Source organism: Vibrio sp. JZG10, assembly GCF_054064075.1.
Genome location: NZ_JBSUGE010000012.1, coordinates 96,412 through 113,315, shown reverse-complemented (window position 1 = coordinate 113,315; position 16,904 = coordinate 96,412). Strand labels below are relative to the sequence as shown.

Sequence of the window (16,904 nt, the reverse complement as noted above, 5' to 3'; positions counted from 1 at the left end):
ACCTTTACGCCTGCGTGTAGGTCGGTGTCATTTCATGACTCACCACACGTGGTGAGCGATCTAAAATCCCAGTATTTTTTGCCGCCTCTGCTCCCAGAAACGTCGTATTGGTTCTCGAACCTTCTGCATCATATTTTGCGATATCAGAAAGTTTAACCATGTATCCCGTAACGCGAATCAAATCATTTGAGGCCACATTCGCGGTAAACTCACGATAACCAGCATTTAACGCCCCTTTGCACAAATTGAACATCGCTTCTGGGTTTGATTTCACCGTTTCATCAATCGTCAAAATATCGCTGATACCTGCACGATAATACTGGTGATGCTCAGCTGTTGCTTGTACATAAGTGACAGGGTCTGGCTCCGTGCCATAAGGAAGACGCACACCTGGCGTAACGCCAAGATCTAAGCTAATACCACCTTGAGCATGTAAGAGCGCTTTGCCATCCAAACCATATTTCACTGGGGTTGACTCCACTAGTTTCGCCAGTGTGGCTGAAACATCATGAGCAAAGGCATTCGCACGTTCATCTTTTCCGTACTGCCCCGTTTGGCCTTCTTTTTCGAACAGAAGATTCACCGCTTCTGCCATACCATAAATGCCATACATTGGTGCGAAACGGGACTCTTCAATCAACCCTTCTTGCGTCAAAAATCCTTGAAAGAAATTGGACTTTTCATGCAAGTGCGTACTTCTAGCGTCCATCAACTCAACCATTAATTGATGGTATAGAGGTAAAACACTGTTTAAGAAGTCGCTACAATCCGATGCTCGTTCTGCGACTTCTTTTAGGTTCATTCGCACCAGCGTGTTTGAACCACCAGCCAGTGGCAGTGAATTGTAGCAACTTACAATACCAAAACGTGAACCGCTGTAGGCTTTTGAGTGCACAGGGTAATTGGCAATATGAGGCTTACTACACTCGCAAATATTCTGCGTCGCTTGACGAAGTAAATCATCAGGCGTGACCGACTCGTCGTACATGAACGTAAGATTTGGCGCAATCTGCTTGAGCTCGGCGTCCACTTTTAAAATAGTGCGACAAATAATGTTGTCCGTCGGTCCGACATTCACGTGCATAAACGCATCTGGCAATGTGCGATCCAACATGATCCAAAAATGTTTTAACTTTTTGTAAATTTGATTCTCTGTTAGGTCGCCTATGTAAGGCAGCAAGACATCATCCAACTGACCTAAATACACCGGAATATTCGTTACCGATGGAACATGATGGTAAATGATGGTGAGCATATTCAGCGCATCATCGAAATCGTCAGCTGGAAGCAACTCTAGATACTCAGAGCCTTGCGATAGGAACTTAGCGTAATCAGGCAGCACATAGCGTGGTTTGAAAGGTGCATGGCCTTCAAACATATCACAGATGATTCCTTCATCCATTGCTTGTCCTAGCGATGGGGAAATCGACATGTAAGGAATACATGCTTCCGCCTCCAAGGCCAAAAAGTTCGACTTTTGTTTTGGAGAAAGACGAACATCAGTCGCAATGTCTAGAAAACGTTGTTGTAGTTCAGAAAGGCTTTTCATCTGAGATGTCCCTGAAAAAGTAACCACAAACCCACAAGATAAAACATGGATTCTACCCCTAAAGAGTAACGTGATTTTACTCCGGCTTACCTGTTGCCACTAATGAAAATAAACAAAACGTCTATTTCCATAATGGAAATAAGCTAACGCTAAATTAGGTTATTGCAACTTACGCTATTGAAATAACCCAACCATGCACCGAACACGCGCTTTCTCATCGGTTTGCCGTCGACAACATGACGCCCGCGCTAATAAATACTCCGCCAGTCAGGCGATTGAACAACTTGGCTCTTCCAGCGACAAACAGCCAGTCTGAAGCTTTTACACCTAATAATGCATAAAATGTTAGCCAACTTAGCTCAAACACCACAAATGTAGATGCAAAAATCGCGTATTGAGCCAACAAAGGCGCAGAGGGATCAATGAACTGAGGAAACAAAGCGGTAAAAAAGACAATCGCTTTCGGGTTACTAGCGCCAACAATAAAACCACTGGTGAACGCGCTGAGCGCATTCGAGGAGCTTTGGACGGCTGCCGTTTTGTCAAAATCCGTTTGAGAAGAGCGCAGCGCTTGAATGCCTAACCAGATTAAATAAGCGGCACCACACCATTTGATGATATTGAAGACCAGCTCAGATGAGGCAATCACAACCCCTAACCCGGTAAAAGAAAGCGTTAGTATAATAGTGATCGCTGATAAACTGCCTAGCGCAGTCATGAGGGCAATACGAAACCCACTGCTCACACCTTTACTTAAACACAGCAATGAGCTTGGCCCAGGCGATGCAGTAAGCACCAAAACGGCCAGAGTGTAAAAAATCCATGTATCAATTTGCATTGGCATCCCTTCCCGCAAAAAGTAGAGGGTTATACCTCAATCTTTATTGAGATATTCCTAGCTCAGTTTCCATCCATGAAACTCGATTCTTTAATAACCACCTAGTCCCTACATAATTTAGAAACCATTAATAGATAGTTATGCAATCAAAATACGCTCTGCATGCAAGGTTGTAAAGCATGTTTATTTTTCTTAATCATAAAAAGGCTTGGGATCGATTTCTAACGATGACGGAGCGACTGCTCTTTCTATTTTGTGTAGGCTATTTTTCAAATCGACCATCGCCACATCGATATAACGCTGATATTTGCGTGAGTAAAAACACTTCACTTCTGGCTTTAAAGCTTGAGAGTCATTTGAGGACCAAACAATACCAACACGCCCATCACTCAACTCAACAATAGAGCCCACTGGGTACATCCCAACGCAATTAATGAACTTGTAGACTAGGTCTGCATCTAAATGAAATGGCGTTAAACTCAACAAGATTTTAAACGCTTCTGCTGAGCTCATGCCTTTTTTGTAGCAACGATCGGCCGTCAATGCATCGTAAATATCAACAATACAACTCATGCGGCCGTGAATCGGAATCTCATCGCCTTTCAAGCCTCTAGGGTAGCCATTGCCATCTAACTTCTCATGATGCATCAAACAGACATCGCGACTCACATCACTAAGGCCCTTTACATGGAGAATAATCTCACCAGCGAACACTTGATGTAGCTTCATGTGTTCAAACTCTTCAGGTGTTAGCTTTGCTGGTTTATGCAAAATCTTGTCATCAACTTTAATTTTACCTACATCATGAATGATGCCACCAATAGCGAGCTGCTTTAATGTCTGCTTATCTAACCCCAAGTACTTACCAAATGATACTAAAAGGCAAGCCACATTGACGGAGTGTTCCAACAAGTAGGAGTCTTTTTTTCGGAGTGCAGAAACGCATTGCAAAGCATCTGAGTCGATAAAAACGCTTTCAATGACATCATCTGCCCAAGCTTCTACCTCATCAACTTCAATGATTTTGCCTTCAAAAGTTTGATTCAATAGTTTCTGCGCCAGATCTTTTGCTTCCGCAATTAGCTTTTTGGCTCGTTTATGTTGAACATCTCTCGAGCGATAAGCGCGTTGAACCTTCGAAAAGTCAGAGGACTTGGGCTCTCGCTCCTCTTCTACGGCAACAATGGATTCATCCACAGGCTTAAAGACACACTTCTGAGAAGATAATGTTTGATCTACCCAAACATACTTCACGCCGCTCGCGGTAAGCTTCTTAATGCCCTCAGGGCTAGATATCCGCCCTGCATTGGCTAAATTTACGCGCTTGTTGTGCTCTATCGCGGTAACAAACATACCAACGCCGACATCAGCGAGCGCAATTTTGATTGAATTTTTTGGATCGTACTGCATAAAAAGAAAGCTTACTCGATATTAACGGCAGTATTATAAGAGATTTGATTAATTGGCGTGATAATAAATTAGAATTGATTACTATTAATGAGCATCCTGTCAATTAATAACCCATCGCGATCACTAAGCCCTTTTTGTTAATATGGTCTTTAGCCTAGCAAATATACAGATATGACACTCAAGAACAGAACCTCTAACCGACACGTCTTAAAATAACTTGAGGATAATTATTCATAAATATTTATAGATTGCGGACAGCATCAATAACTGTATTTTATAAATGTCGATGATTAGCCGCCTAATCTTAGTATGTTATTAACCTAGTAGCGCATAAAATGATAGCCAAACAATTTGAACTGATACTTTTGTGATTGTAATGTACGCCAACAGATCAACTCTATGTTATCAAACCCCCACACTCATCTCTGATGCTAACACGCTCGAGGAGGAAATATCTTGACCACCATATTTGACCAACAAGCCTCAGATAGTGACCGAGAGTTCCTGAAAATCGTTGAAGAACGATTCATTCATATCTTCGACGTATTTAACGAAGGCCTCTTCTACATGGATGAGTTTGGTACCATGGTATTTTACAACAAAGGCTTCTATGAACAGCTCGGTATTAACGCTGGCCGAATCAGTTTAGAGCAATGGTTAGAGCTTGTTCATCCTCTTGATCGAGAAAGGCTGTCCACAAGGGTCGATGCGCACATCACGACCAACAATAAGAGGGTTACAACCACTTACCGAGTGCGTAAACCCAATGGACAATACGTCTGGATAGAAGGCGTAGCCATGACCAAAGAAACAGAACATGGCCATTACATGGTTGGCAGCCATCGCGATATTTCTGAGCGTAAGCTGATGGAAAGTTACATCCATCAAGTTGCATTTCATGACAACGCGTCAGGCATGGCTAACCGCGCCCATCTCTTGCTGGATATCGAGGACAGTGTACGTACCACCGATTCTTGCGCGTCTATTTGTTATATTCAGATCGAAGACATCAAATCTTACTTGAATCAATATGGCAGCGAACTGGTCGATGGGTTAGTAGAGAAGTTGCTACAAACTCTCAGTCACTTGCCCTCTCCAAACAGCTCGGTGTATCGAGTGCATGATGATGACTTTGCGATTTTGATTCACGATGAGTGCTCAATAGAAGCGCTACAGAGTTACGCTGAAAGTTTAAAACAAACCTACCATGAAGCGGTGATTGAAGAAGGCCAATACCTAGGTAGCAACATTAGCATTGGTTTGTATCCTTGTATTGACCCTAGTCACTCCGCAGAGGAGATTTTACGTAAAGCGGCAAGAACTTGTCAGTACGCGAGCGAACAAAATAGAGACCGCGTCGCGGTCTACAGTGAGAAGACGCAGCATGCCGTTGATCGCTACTTCTTTATTGAGCAAGGTCTTAAAAGTGCGCTAGAAAAACAGACATTAAGTGTTAAGTTTCAGCCAATTATTGACGCCAAAAGCTCAAAAGTGGTGAGCTTCGAATCGCTAGTTCGCTGGCGTAGCAAAGAGTTTGGCGAAATTTATCCTGACGAATTCATCCCTGTAGCAGAGAACAAAGGATTGATCGTCGAACTGGGATATCAAGTATTTGCCAAAGCGTGTGAATTCATCAAAAACTACCGTGAACGTTACCAAAACCAAGTTCGTGTTAACGTGAACGTTTCTGTACTTCAGTTGATGAACAGCGAATTCCCTACGCGAATTAAAGCCATGGCGGATGAAGCTGGCGTTGACCCCGAGTCTATTGTTTTGGAACTGACAGAAACGTTTATTTTGGATAATAACCAGACGGCCATTGCTCCCCTAAGCACGCTCAGGGAGTTAGGTTTTGCACTCTCGCTCGATGACTTTGGCTCTGGTTACAGTTCATTAAATAGCTTCTTCGACTTGCCGATGACACAAATCAAAATTGATAAGTCGATGGCATGGAAGACACTGACCAATCGCTCCTCTCAAGAGTATTTGAAGTTTCTTATCACTATGTGTCAGGAAAACAATATTGAAGTGGTGATAGAAGGCATCGAAGACGCAAAAATGTGTGACTTCTTTTCCGAGATGGGCGTCGATTATTTGCAAGGTTATTGGTTCTCTAAACCACTCTCTGTTGCCAGTGCCAGTCGCTATTCATTGAGCTAAACCGTTCTTCGGCGAAATAATCCCAGAATTAACGCTATTCCGCACGGCCACGTTAAGCATGCTGAACTACTCACAGTAAATTTCAGACACTAACTGGCCGTGACGAAAACAACCTTAGAGAGCCTTGATTAACGTAGGCGCTCAAAAACAACACTCTGATCTAAGTGTTCGTGATATTGAGTGTAATCTAAGCCCATATCAAAGATATATTGAGTCACCAAGTTTCTAACACACTCAATCAATTGGCTCGCTTGCCATGGCTTCTCAAAGTAGCGGTCAATACCTGCGGAGTTAATCGCATTAATGGTATCCGTGTGCGTCGCCTGCCCCGTCAGAAGCACTTTACGTGTGCGAACAAAACGACTGTCTTTTGATACCTCTGTCAGTAGTTCCACTCCTGTTTTACCTGGCATGACATGATCGGAAATTATTAATGCGATCATCTCGCCTTCTGCATCAAGCTCATCCATCAGTTCTAGAACCTCACCTGCGGATTCGCAGTCTTCGAAATTCAACCACTGATGTAACGGCTCTAAATCTTGTAGAACCGCGCTTAATACCTCTCGTTGGTCATCAACGCAAATTACATTAAGCTTCTCCATGTTCACCCTCTACTGGTAACTTGATTCTAAAAATTGTTTTTTCACTGTCGCTCTTTACCACAATAGAGCCGTTATATCCGGCGATAATGCGTTTCACAATCGACAGCCCTAATCCTAAACCAAACGACAACCCACCCTTTTTAGTGGTGAAGTTTGGCCGGAAAATTTTTCTGCGTGTCGCTTCATCGATTTCTGGTCCGTTGTTAGCAATCGTGACCAAAATTTTCCCCTTACTCTCTCGAGTATGTATTTCGATCCCCGGGTCTTCGGTTTGACCAAGTGCATCACACGCATTCTTTAAAATATTGACCCAAACTTGTACGAGTTCGGTTTGAGAGCCAACAAAGTCCGGCAACTCCGCTGGGCTAAAACGTACGCTCACGCGTCTTAAGTCACTTTGCAATAGGGCCAGCGCTCGATTGATTGAGTCATTAATATTAAACGCTTCATCCAAATCGATATCCGTACGCCCCAATTGTTTCACTGAACGTACAATGCCAACAGTATGTTTAGAGGCAATACGCAAATCATGAAGGTCTCGCCCCATTTGCCAGAAACGTATCGCTTCTTCGGGTCTTTTTAACCAATGCTCCGACAGGAAATTATTTGGAACGGCACGTGCGAGATCACGCGCGAGATCCTTGGGTAAGCCGTAATATTTTTCGAAGTGACGCCCCCGCTTTCTCGCTTCGCTGGAAGAGACTTTCTGTCCTTGCATCAAACCAAAATCAAAAAACTGACTCGCTTCCGGATGAACTTCTTCAAGCAATTCCATGATGACCGACTCGAGTCGCTCTGATTTACTGCTTACCACACCAATAGCATTGTTCAACTCATGAGCAATACCCGCAGCAAGCTGTCCTAACGTTGTCATTTGCTCTGCGGTATGCAGCTTTTGTAACGCTTTTTCTTTAGCCAAGGCCTCTTGCATTGCACGCCGTTGACGCCGAGATAACTCGTTCACCATCACAGGCATAAATTGTGTCGTCAATGGTCCGTATGTCACCTCTTCCACCGCGGGCGTATCACGCTGTATCCAAGCCAGTTCAACGTCGGTTTGAGCAATAACTGTCGAAGAGGCCGTCCATGTACCAGAAAAGAAACTATGTACGCCAATAAACGCACCTTGAGACGCAGAAAATACCTGAATTGGCTTCTTGTCGTCTTCCGCATAATAGCCAGCCAACTCTCCTGAAAGCACGTAGTACAACCGATCGTTGTAGCCAGCTTGCTCGATCAGCACCGATCCGGATAAAACCGTTAATCGGCGTTCAAGATGGTTAAAATAGCGTTGTACTAACGCATCTAGTTTCGTTTCGTACATGGGTTACCCAATATGCCCAACGGTATGTAAAATCCAAACCATAACAAAACTAAGTAATACACCAATCACGCCCAGTACTGCACCGATACGAGCCATTTGGCTGCTTTCGACATGCCCAGTAGCATGAGCTAACGCGTTTGGTGGCGTACTGATTGGTAACGACATACCGAGTGACGCGGCAAATGTCACGACTAAGATCAGCGTCACTTCTCCACCCAATGGCGTTAACGAAGTCATCGAGGTACCTAGCGCAGCCATAATCGGCATAAGTAAGTTTGCAGTGGCCGTATGCGACATAAAGTTTGCCATTAACAAGCACAAGAACGCCGCACCAAACAAGACCACATATGGCGAGAACTGATCAAACGGAATACTGTGTACCACCAGCTTCGCAAGCCCTGTTTTATCCAGAGCAAGACCCAGAGCGATACCACCTGACACCAACCAAAGCACGTCCCAAGAAATTTTCTTCAAATCTTCCTTGTTGATAATGCCCGTCAATGAGAATACCGCGACCGGAATTAATGCCACTGTGTAAGAGTTCATCCCATGTGCTGACCCCATCAACCAGAGAATAATCGTACCTGCGAAGGTGACATAGACAATCATCGCTTTTGGTGTTTTCAAAAACTTGCTCTTAATATTCAGATCGATGGTGGTTTGCTCGGCTTTATACAAAAAGCCAATCAGAAACCACGCTAGCGCCATCATCACAATGACGAATGGCACGCCAAAGACCATCCATTCACCAAACGTAATTAAGTTATCACCAACCAAATATTTCAGCGCGATAGCATTCGGGGGCGTGCCGATTGGTGTACCAATACCACCAATGTTGGCGGCAACAGGAATACACAAGGCAAACGCAATTCGACCGGGATCTTTAGGTCCAAATACCGCAATCACAGGGGTTAGAATCGACAACATCATCGCTGTTGTTGCGGTGTTTGACATAAACATGGAAAAGACAGCGGTGATCAACATCAAACCCAACATAACGAACTTTGGGTTTTGCCCAAATGGTTTTAGCAACACGCGCGCTAAGTTGACATCCAGCCTGTACTTTGTCGCCGCCATAGCTAAGAAGAACCCGCCGAGAAACAGCATAATAATCGGGCTAGCGAAAGTCGCCATTATCTCGTTATATTGCAACAGCTCACCAAAATGTGGCTGCCCTTCTTGCAAGCGAAAAAGTACGATGCTTTTATTCGAAACAAGCAATAGTTCGAGCACAATGATAACGACCGAAGTGGCGTAGATTGGAATGGGTTCAAACACCCAACAGAGTGCAGCAAGCAAGAAGATTGCGATCACTCTCTGCTGGACGATAGTAATGCCATCAAATGGGAATGCAGAGAGGGGCATTAACCAAATAAGCAATGGTATCAATGTTGGAATAATGTATTTGAGATAAGGGCGCATAGTACTACTTCTCTTCCTGAGATGGTTAGCCAGACACGTTTGGCGTTTGGAACGCCATTACCCACCGCAATACCGAAGCTTTTAGGCTCTGACTAAGCCTTCAGAGACGAAAAATGCAGTAATGGCTTGTTCCAGAGAAGATTATGCACACTGTTTTCAAACAAAACTTTGGTGCGAGATCAATGAACTTGTTTTCACATTGGAAAACATTTTATATCTGTGTTCAAGCTCACTAAATGCTCACGATATCAATGAAATATACTTTCCCATCATAAAGTTAGTTAAGGTTTCTCCCCTAACTTCAGCACGTTGCTGAACCTTAACTGTGAACCCCATTTTCTCGTAGAAAGGCCGGGCAGTGATACTCACTTCAGAGTACAGTCGCTCTATCCCCTTTACTTTCGCCTGTGAAAATAGAAAAGACATCAAATCACGACCAATACCTTGGCCTTGATATTCATGGTGACAAAAGAAATGGTCAATCAAGCCGTCACTTTGCAAATCACAATAGCCAACGATCTGCCCTTCTATTTCCGCGATATAGGGTTGAATAGCATCCATTGTGCGTTGCCATGAATTGAGATCAAAGTCTGATGGGGCCCAAGCTGAAACTTGTGATTCGGTATAATCGCGACGATTAATGACTCGTACAGTGTGGTAAAAAAGTGTCCACAATATTGGAGCATCCTCTGTGCGATAGCGACGTATTGAGAGCATCGATTCAACCATTCCTATTCGATAAATACCAAGTATTAACGCAAAGTAATACTGGTGAACTCATCATTTTCAATACCAACCACTAAAGGCTTTTCAAGCTGATCGCTGTTCATCAATACGGTGGTATTTAGCTCTCGACTTGATCTGCGTATTTTGCTTTTTCTGATGATATGTATATTCACAATGTAATCGGAATATTCCTTCGTGACTCCTCCAGAAAACTCCACATGCTCACTTTCATTATCTTGGACTGCATGAAATTTTCGATTTGCTTGAATATCAGCACTGAGTGAAGAGTCACCGTAGTTCAGTACAACGGACGTTGGTTCACTATCTTGATTGGCAAAACAGCCAAATGCGAACATGCATAATGCAAGTATACTTTTTGATTTAAACATTGGTTATTCAATTTCTAGTTATTTTTCTGCCATTTGCATTACCAAATAGCACTCCTTCCGTAATCGCCCATTGTGCCACAGGTGTACGCAAGTCTCTAAATACAGTAAAAGGATGTACGATGAAATTCCGCTAAAAATGGGGAAATCACAATGCAGCTGAGGATAAATCAGCCTACTTAATCGCTCCCAATAACACCCAAGCAATTGTTTTTATTTAATTTTAAATTACTAAATAGTGTAAGCAATATACGTACAAGCTCTTACTTTTTCATACGCAACTAAGCAAGTTAATAGAGAAAGACAATATTTTCTATGCCACATGTTACAAATCTACTCATCTCATTATCACGTATGATCCGATATTGTAGCGCTAGCCTTTCCTTCTTTTTAACGAAGGGAAGATTTAACAATAAGGCTTGCACCTATTTTATAGCTAAAATCAATAAAGCATTTCCAACATCGGTTGGTCTAGGAGCGATCAATGAAAAACTCTCTCAGTTTTACTCATCTATTAAAAGTTGGCTTGATATCAATCGCGGCTTTGATGGGTGGATGCACTCAAGGAGATTGGCGTACCGCAAGCAGAGAATCTGCCGGTATCGCGCCCGACCCTTCCAATGTAAAACATGCCGTAATTGAGTTTTATGCCGCAGATGCATTTGGTTGGCGAGGCTGGTTTGCGGTGCACACTTGGTTTGCGATAAAGCCTGAAAATGCGAACGAATATACCGTGTATGAAGTGGTCGGGTGGCGCGTGAATCGTGGACAACCCGCTCTGTATCAATACCAAACGGGCACACCAGATCGCTACTGGTATGGTGCGAAGCCAGAAAAAATACTCTCAATACAAGGTGAAAAAGCCGATAAACTTATCCCAAAAATACAAAGCGTTATCAACCAATACCCTTGGGCTGAAGAATACACGTTGTTTCCAGGACCAAATAGCAATACATTCCCGGCTTGGGTGGGCAAGCAAATTCCAGAGTTAGAACTCGACTTGCCATTTAGAGCAATTGGTAGCGGCTACGCCAACGAGTAAAACAAAAGCTTGGTAACTGGCGCGTTTTACGTTCAGTGCATAGCACTATACCTATTGTGCGTCTTCACCTAACTCGGTTCTGTTTCTTCCGTTGCGCTTTGCTTTATACAGAGCGTTGTCAGCGTCTTTCATTACCGCTTCAATTGGCATATCGTTGCCTTTCCAGTGAGAAACACCAAGTGATACCGTTACCTTACCAACGACCAGGAAATCGTGTTTTTCTACGTTATGCCTAATCCTCTCTGCGACATCAACTGCGTGATGAACATCCGTCGCTTCAAGGAACATCATGAACTCTTCCCCACCGGAACGGCAAAGATGATCATTCGCTCGGGCTTGCTCTTTCATCAACTGAGCGAATTCTTTGAGTAGATTGTCACCCACATCATGACCATAGTTATCATTCACGCTCTTAAAGTGATCAATATCCAAAGCTAAAATAGAAAAAGCGGTGTTTTCTTGCTTAAACAAGCCTAGAACTTTGTCTAAGCCGCGTCGATTTAACAACCCAGTCATCGCGTCTGTTAGCGTATCCAATTGCAGCTTATCAATGGTTTTTGAAACGATACCAAACGCTTTGAGAAAACTGAGCTTCAAATGTGAAGCCTCAAAATACCAAGACTTAACCAGCTTCAAATCATCGATGGATGAGGAGTGCTCTTCTACTCCTCGAACAGCGCCAGCCAATTGCCATAATGGTCTTGAAATAAGTAGAGAGAAGAACCAGATCAACAGCAGAGTTAATAAACCAATTGGAATCGATTTGAAAAATACACTCCACATCTGCTCATCTAGCACCATTAACGTCATTGATTTCGGGCGCTGAGCGACAATTCCCCACCCTGATGATTCAACTGGTGCATACCCTGCTAGCATTTCAACACCGCGAGAGTTCACAATTTCTTTGTTACCACGCTGACCCATTGTCACGGCGTTAATTGCCATATTATCGTTGATCACTTCACCAACCCGCGATTTATCTGGGTGGTAGATCAGCGTATTGCTTTCGTCCACAACGTAAAGGAAAGAGCCATCTTTGTAAGCATGCTGGCTAAGTAATTCCGCAAGAATATTATCCTTCTCTAAATAGATAGTACCGCCGATATAGCCTAAATATTCATTGGACTGAGAAAATATAGGGTATGAGATCGTTAACAGATAATTTCCTGCGGGTGAGATGAATGGCTCAGTGACAACGGGCGCTTGAGCATTTAAAGATTGACGTTTTCTTTCACCAACGAGCTTTACACCTTTAACCTGAAGTGTCTCTGGTGATACAGAAATAATGACGCCTTTCGCATTAACGACAACCACAGAGTTGAATGATTTGGTTTGCTTTCTCAGCCTCTCCGCCTCTTCGTCAAGAAACTGAGCATCGTGCATCTTATCTTTTAGCAAGTTCGCACTGTATTTTAACTGCGACATTGAGCTTTCTATGAAAGAGTCCGTCATTTCTGACATTTTTTGCGCATAAACGCGGTTGGACTCTAACGTGTTATTGATGATGAGATCTCGTTGCACTCGATAGATCGAATAAAACGCATTGATCAAAGTGACAAGCACGCTGAAAACACACAGGATTACAATAAGGTTTCTAAGATTAAGTTTTTCTTTTCTTCTAAAGGACATTTGCCAACTGCCAGCTTCGATGGCTTTTTGTATGAATGAGCGTATAGGTTATATGAAATTGATTTAATTTTCAGGTAGGAAGTTGGGAGCAGTGTTAAATATTTTCTCACATAATAGAACGCAAAATGAGCTAATAAGAGAATTCAGTGACACAAAATAAATGCCGTGCCACTGTAATATCGCACAACTTTAAGCAAGCTCTGTGCTGGTCATTACCATTGTCTTTAATACATCGACAACAAGCTGATGATCATCTAACTGCGGTAAACCCGATACCGTCACAACCCCAATTAAACCAGAACCCATGATTCGAATTGGGAACGCGCCACCATGAGCACAATACTCACGCGCATCGAGATGTGGCTGATTTTCAAAATCACGCTGCTTTTGCTTATTGTACAGCGAGAGGTAGTAAGAGCTGTGACCATATCTCAATACTGAATTTCGCTTTCTACGAACCCAATCCAAATGGTCAGCGCACGTTCCTGTCATCGCGTATTGAAATAGCGTTTGTCCAAAACCGTAGACCTCAATAGCCACAGCCGCGTCACAGGCTTCCGCCGCTTCTTTTAAAGCTAAACCAATAGACCACGCTACTTGGTGGTTAAACTCTTTCAATTGAAGCTCATGCTCTTGTTGAGCGACGAGCTCAAGCGTTAAGCTCATGATTTCACCTGAATCGTTTTACCCGTTTTACTGCTTTCCAATGCCATCTCAATCAGAGCGATATTCTGTATTGCTTGAACGGCAGGAACCGGGTTATCAGTACCCAGGCGAATTGCGTCCGCCACACCAACAAAATAAGCTTGATACGCACCTCTCTCCGTTTTGATAGTTTGCGCACCGTCTTCGTCGTAGCGGACACCGTATAACGCCTCGTCCTCTTCTGACCAAGCATCGTTCTCCGGTAATCGGCCTTCTTTTAAGTAACCTTCTTGAGGATCTAATCCGTATTTTTCATATTTAGCCTCAGTACCCAATACTTTATAACGCAGGTTTGGTTCTGGGCTGTATAAGTTTGAATGTAAATGCACAATATGGTCTGGGTAATGAAGCACTAAGTTGTAGTAATCAATCGTGGTCGCGCCCGGACGCATCATTCGACACTGTGCGTCTATCGCATCTGGCAAACCAAATAACACCAAGGCCTGATCGAGAAGATGGGGAGCAAGATCGAATAAAATACCACCGCCATCTTGAGCCTGCTCTCGCCAGCGTTGACGAACTTCAGGACGGTAGCGATCAAAGTGCGACTCAAACAGCCTCACATCACCTAACTTACCTTGTTCGATAAGCGATTTAACGGTAAGAAAGTCGCCATCCCAACGCCTATTATGAAAAACGCTCAGAACCAATCCTTTTTCTTCTGCTAAGGCGATCAACTCATTCCCATCTTCTATGCGCGTTACAAACGGCTTTTCGACAATGACATGTTTGCCATTGTTCAACGCGCGCTTTGCGAGCTCGTAGTGCACGTCATTTGGCGCCGTGATGATCACAAGCTCAGCGTCACTGTCATCGAGTAAAGTATTGGCATCAGCAAACCACTGAGCATCTGGCCAATCATTTTGGACCGCTTCCTGTTGACGAGAACTTATTGCGCTCAACGTCAAGTTTGGCAGTGCTTTAATGAAGGGTAAGTGGAAAGTTTTTGCTGAATATCCGTAACCAATCACGGCGGTCTTTACGGGATCGTAAGCCATACTAAGATTCCTTATTTCGGTGAAACAACAATACATTCAATATCATTGTGGTCGAGAAGTTGTTGAAAGTCTGATTGAGGAGCATGATCGGTAATAACGATGTCGATCTTTGACAAATCACATACATGGTGAAAATTGTCGCTTCCAATTTTGCGGGATTCACAAACGACAATGACTTGTTGAGCTTGCTCTATCATGGTTTGTTTCATGGTTGCTTCTAGCTCATTATTTGTCGTCAACCCTCGGGATGACAACGCGCACACACCAATAAACGCCTTATTCACATGATATTGCTTCATTTGCTGTTCTGCTTGTGCACCCAAGATCGCTCTGGCGTAGGGGTCAAAGTGTCCACCTAAGAAATGGACGTCCATTGATTCACTTTTTTCAGCAGCGAGCAGTACGTCAATACTGTTGGTGACCACGTTGAGCTTATCTTCTTCACAGCGTGCTTTTTCTACGTAAAGTGGGAGCAGAGATAAGATAGTACTGGTATCAATAACAAGGTGGTCACGCTCATCCAAAAGCTTAGCGGCCGCTTGAGCGAGGCGATGTTTAGTGTCACTAATTGGTCGATTAGAGTACGCCTCTGTAGAGGAGGATATCGGGGCAAGCATGACGCCACCTCGGATTCTTTGTAATCCCGGTAGTTGGCTCAACTTGACTAAGTCTCGACGCGCTGAATCTCGAGAGATGCCAAAATACTCGCAAACTTCCGATAACGTTATTTTGTTTTGTAGGTCTAGCTTGGCTCTGAGCTCTATCAATCGCTCTTCTTGCGTCATTGCTTAAATTCACTTAAGTGGTTTTAAGTAATAATGCCACACAGCAATCAAATAACCAATACGGACGCACGCAATATTTGCTTATGCTGATACCAAACAGAATTGTTAAGTTGAGGAGATGAAGAGCGTTTTGCTCATCACCCCCTATCACAAAATGTTTGGTGTAATGTTTACGTTGGCTGGGTCGCTACTTTTTCATCGCTTCTTTAAAAACTTGACTCCAATCTTGTTTCATATCGACAAACAACCAACCTTGCTCTTCACCCACTTTAAATGATTTGTCTAATTTCCCCACGTGAGAGTCTTTATCATACGCCCATTCACGCTTGTCATCCGTGTGATGGATAACCGCTGAAAATCGTGGGCCAGACCCCGCTTTAGTCCACTCTAACATTTGTAAGTCACCGTCAGAATTACCAAATGCCATCACCGGGCGCTTACCAATGAAGTTCTGAATCGTGACAGGCTTCACCGCTTTATCATTCACAAAATCAATTTCTGGCAAGCGTTGAATCGTTGGCTTTCCATCAACGACCTGATACTCCGCTTTTAATGTCGTCCCAACGATATTTTGCGTTGGGATCCCGTATACTTCTGGTGCCCAAACACGCATGAAATCAATGCCACCTCCAGAAATTATATAGGTCTGGTAGTCATTTGCTCTCAAATAGTCGAGTAACTCAAGCATCGGTTGATAAACCATTTCAGTGTATGGCTTTCCCGTCGTAGGATGCACGGCCGTTCTCATCCACTCCTTCACTTCTTGATGGAACTGATCAGTCGACATTCCGGAGTGAGTCGCCATAACAAGCTTCATCACACCTTCAAGGCCTTGCTTGCCAACCCCCTCCAAGTCACCTTTTATTGCCGAAGCAAAAGGTTCTGTTGTTTTCCAATCAGGATGCTCAGAGGCCATCTCTTTCACTTTATCGATCGCAAAAAACAGCTGTAGATAAACGGGTTTTTCTGCCCACAGCGTCCCGTCATTATCAAACGTAGCGATCCTTTGGCTTTCAGGAATATAAGCGTCCGAGCCTTGAGTCGTCGTTTTAGTAACAAACGCCATAATAGCTTGCTTCGCACCGGTGTTGTTCCATGACGGCAGAGGATCTTGCACATCAGCAGCAATGCTATAGCTAGACAGAGCAAAACTTGTCGCAAGGACAATCACCTTTAACTTTATAGCCATTTTAATTCCTTATATTGAGGTACGGGATGCAAATCCAAATGAAAGTATAGTTCACGATTAACAAGCGCAATTCAGAGCAACATATGCAACGACACCATAAAGTGACCTTGTAACTAGAAACACGCTTTAATTAAAGAAG

15 protein-coding genes are annotated in these 16,904 nt (G+C 43.5%); 2 read left to right on the top strand and 13 right to left on the bottom strand.

From position 1 onward, the window contains the following. Positions 1-4 precede the first annotated feature (4 nt). The 3 genes from ACWYVB_RS14400 to ACWYVB_RS14390 form a co-directional block, all read right to left on the bottom strand. The gene (locus ACWYVB_RS14400; RefSeq protein ID WP_457529268.1) at positions 5-1,549 is read right to left on the bottom strand and encodes a YjjI family glycine radical enzyme; all 1,545 of its coding nucleotides are present in this window, start codon (positions 1,547-1,549) and stop codon (positions 5-7) included. A gap of 214 nt (positions 1,550-1,763) precedes the next feature. Continuing rightward, positions 1,764-2,387, bottom strand: a complete 624-nt coding sequence (locus ACWYVB_RS14395) for a LysE family translocator (protein WP_053807364.1) — start codon at positions 2,385-2,387, stop codon at positions 1,764-1,766. Positions 2,388-2,579: 192 nt separating this feature from the next. Further along, complete coding sequence (locus tag ACWYVB_RS14390) at positions 2,580-3,797, bottom strand: HD-GYP domain-containing protein (RefSeq protein WP_005394162.1); 1,218 nt, start codon at positions 3,795-3,797, stop codon at positions 2,580-2,582. Between the two features lie 456 nt (positions 3,798-4,253). On the opposite strand from ACWYVB_RS14390, the gene ACWYVB_RS14385 reads away from it, so the two are divergent. Next, positions 4,254-5,957 carry a putative bifunctional diguanylate cyclase/phosphodiesterase gene (locus ACWYVB_RS14385; RefSeq protein ID WP_104974149.1) on the top strand — a complete coding sequence of 568 codons (1,704 nt, stop codon included), beginning with the start codon at positions 4,254-4,256 and terminating at the stop codon, positions 5,955-5,957. Positions 5,958-6,085: 128 nt separating this feature from the next. Here the strand turns inward: ACWYVB_RS14385 and ACWYVB_RS14380 are convergent, their stop codons facing one another. From ACWYVB_RS14380 to ACWYVB_RS14360, 5 genes are all read right to left on the bottom strand, one after another. Continuing rightward, the gene (locus ACWYVB_RS14380; protein ID WP_457529265.1) at positions 6,086-6,559 is read right to left on the bottom strand and encodes a response regulator; all 474 of its coding nucleotides are present in this window, start codon (positions 6,557-6,559) and stop codon (positions 6,086-6,088) included. Then, the gene (locus ACWYVB_RS14375; RefSeq protein WP_150918634.1) at positions 6,546-7,883 is read right to left on the bottom strand and encodes a sensor histidine kinase; all 1,338 of its coding nucleotides are present in this window, start codon (positions 7,881-7,883) and stop codon (positions 6,546-6,548) included. Before ACWYVB_RS14375 ends, ACWYVB_RS14380 begins: the two co-directional genes overlap by 14 nt. 3 nt (positions 7,884-7,886) lie before the next feature. Next, positions 7,887-9,305 carry an SLC13 family permease gene (locus ACWYVB_RS14370; protein ID WP_005394158.1) on the bottom strand — a complete coding sequence of 473 codons (1,419 nt, stop codon included), beginning with the start codon at positions 9,303-9,305 and terminating at the stop codon, positions 7,887-7,889. Positions 9,306-9,545: 240 nt separating this feature from the next. Further along, a complete protein-coding gene (locus ACWYVB_RS14365; protein WP_457529344.1) occupies positions 9,546-10,022 on the bottom strand; it encodes a GNAT family N-acetyltransferase in 477 nt (158 codons plus the stop codon). Between the two features lie 35 nt (positions 10,023-10,057). After that, positions 10,058-10,420, bottom strand: coding sequence for a hypothetical protein (locus ACWYVB_RS14360; protein WP_256955463.1), 363 nt, complete (start codon positions 10,418-10,420; stop codon positions 10,058-10,060). A 481-nt stretch (positions 10,421-10,901) separates the two neighbouring features. On the opposite strand from ACWYVB_RS14360, the gene ACWYVB_RS14355 reads away from it, so the two are divergent. Further along, complete coding sequence (locus tag ACWYVB_RS14355) at positions 10,902-11,459, top strand: DUF3750 domain-containing protein (RefSeq protein WP_114322375.1); 558 nt, start codon at positions 10,902-10,904, stop codon at positions 11,457-11,459. 51 nt (positions 11,460-11,510) lie between these two features. Here ACWYVB_RS14355 and ACWYVB_RS14350 read toward each other — a convergent pair whose 3' ends face one another. The 5 genes from ACWYVB_RS14350 to ACWYVB_RS14330 all read right to left on the bottom strand — a co-directional run bounded on the left by ACWYVB_RS14350 (position 11,511) and on the right by ACWYVB_RS14330 (position 16,765). Continuing rightward, entirely contained in the window at positions 11,511-13,088 is a 1,578-nt protein-coding gene (locus ACWYVB_RS14350; RefSeq protein ID WP_047008725.1) for a sensor domain-containing diguanylate cyclase, read from the bottom strand. A 189-nt stretch (positions 13,089-13,277) separates the two neighbouring features. After that, positions 13,278-13,754: a heme-degrading domain-containing protein gene (locus ACWYVB_RS14345; RefSeq protein WP_048626342.1), complete on the bottom strand. Its 477-nt coding sequence runs from the start codon at positions 13,752-13,754 to the stop codon at positions 13,278-13,280. Next, positions 13,751-14,791 carry an oxidoreductase gene (locus ACWYVB_RS14340; protein WP_167426621.1) on the bottom strand — a complete coding sequence of 347 codons (1,041 nt, stop codon included), beginning with the start codon at positions 14,789-14,791 and terminating at the stop codon, positions 13,751-13,753. Before ACWYVB_RS14340 ends, ACWYVB_RS14345 begins: the two co-directional genes overlap by 4 nt. An 11-nt stretch (positions 14,792-14,802) precedes the next feature. Next, positions 14,803-15,576, bottom strand: a complete 774-nt coding sequence (locus ACWYVB_RS14335; protein WP_203346381.1) for a DeoR/GlpR family DNA-binding transcription regulator — start codon at positions 15,574-15,576, stop codon at positions 14,803-14,805. A gap of 187 nt (positions 15,577-15,763) precedes the next feature. Then, positions 15,764-16,765 carry an HAD family hydrolase gene (locus tag ACWYVB_RS14330; protein ID WP_457529261.1) on the bottom strand — a complete coding sequence of 334 codons (1,002 nt, stop codon included), beginning with the start codon at positions 16,763-16,765 and terminating at the stop codon, positions 15,764-15,766. Between the last annotated feature and the right edge of the window lie 139 nt (positions 16,766-16,904).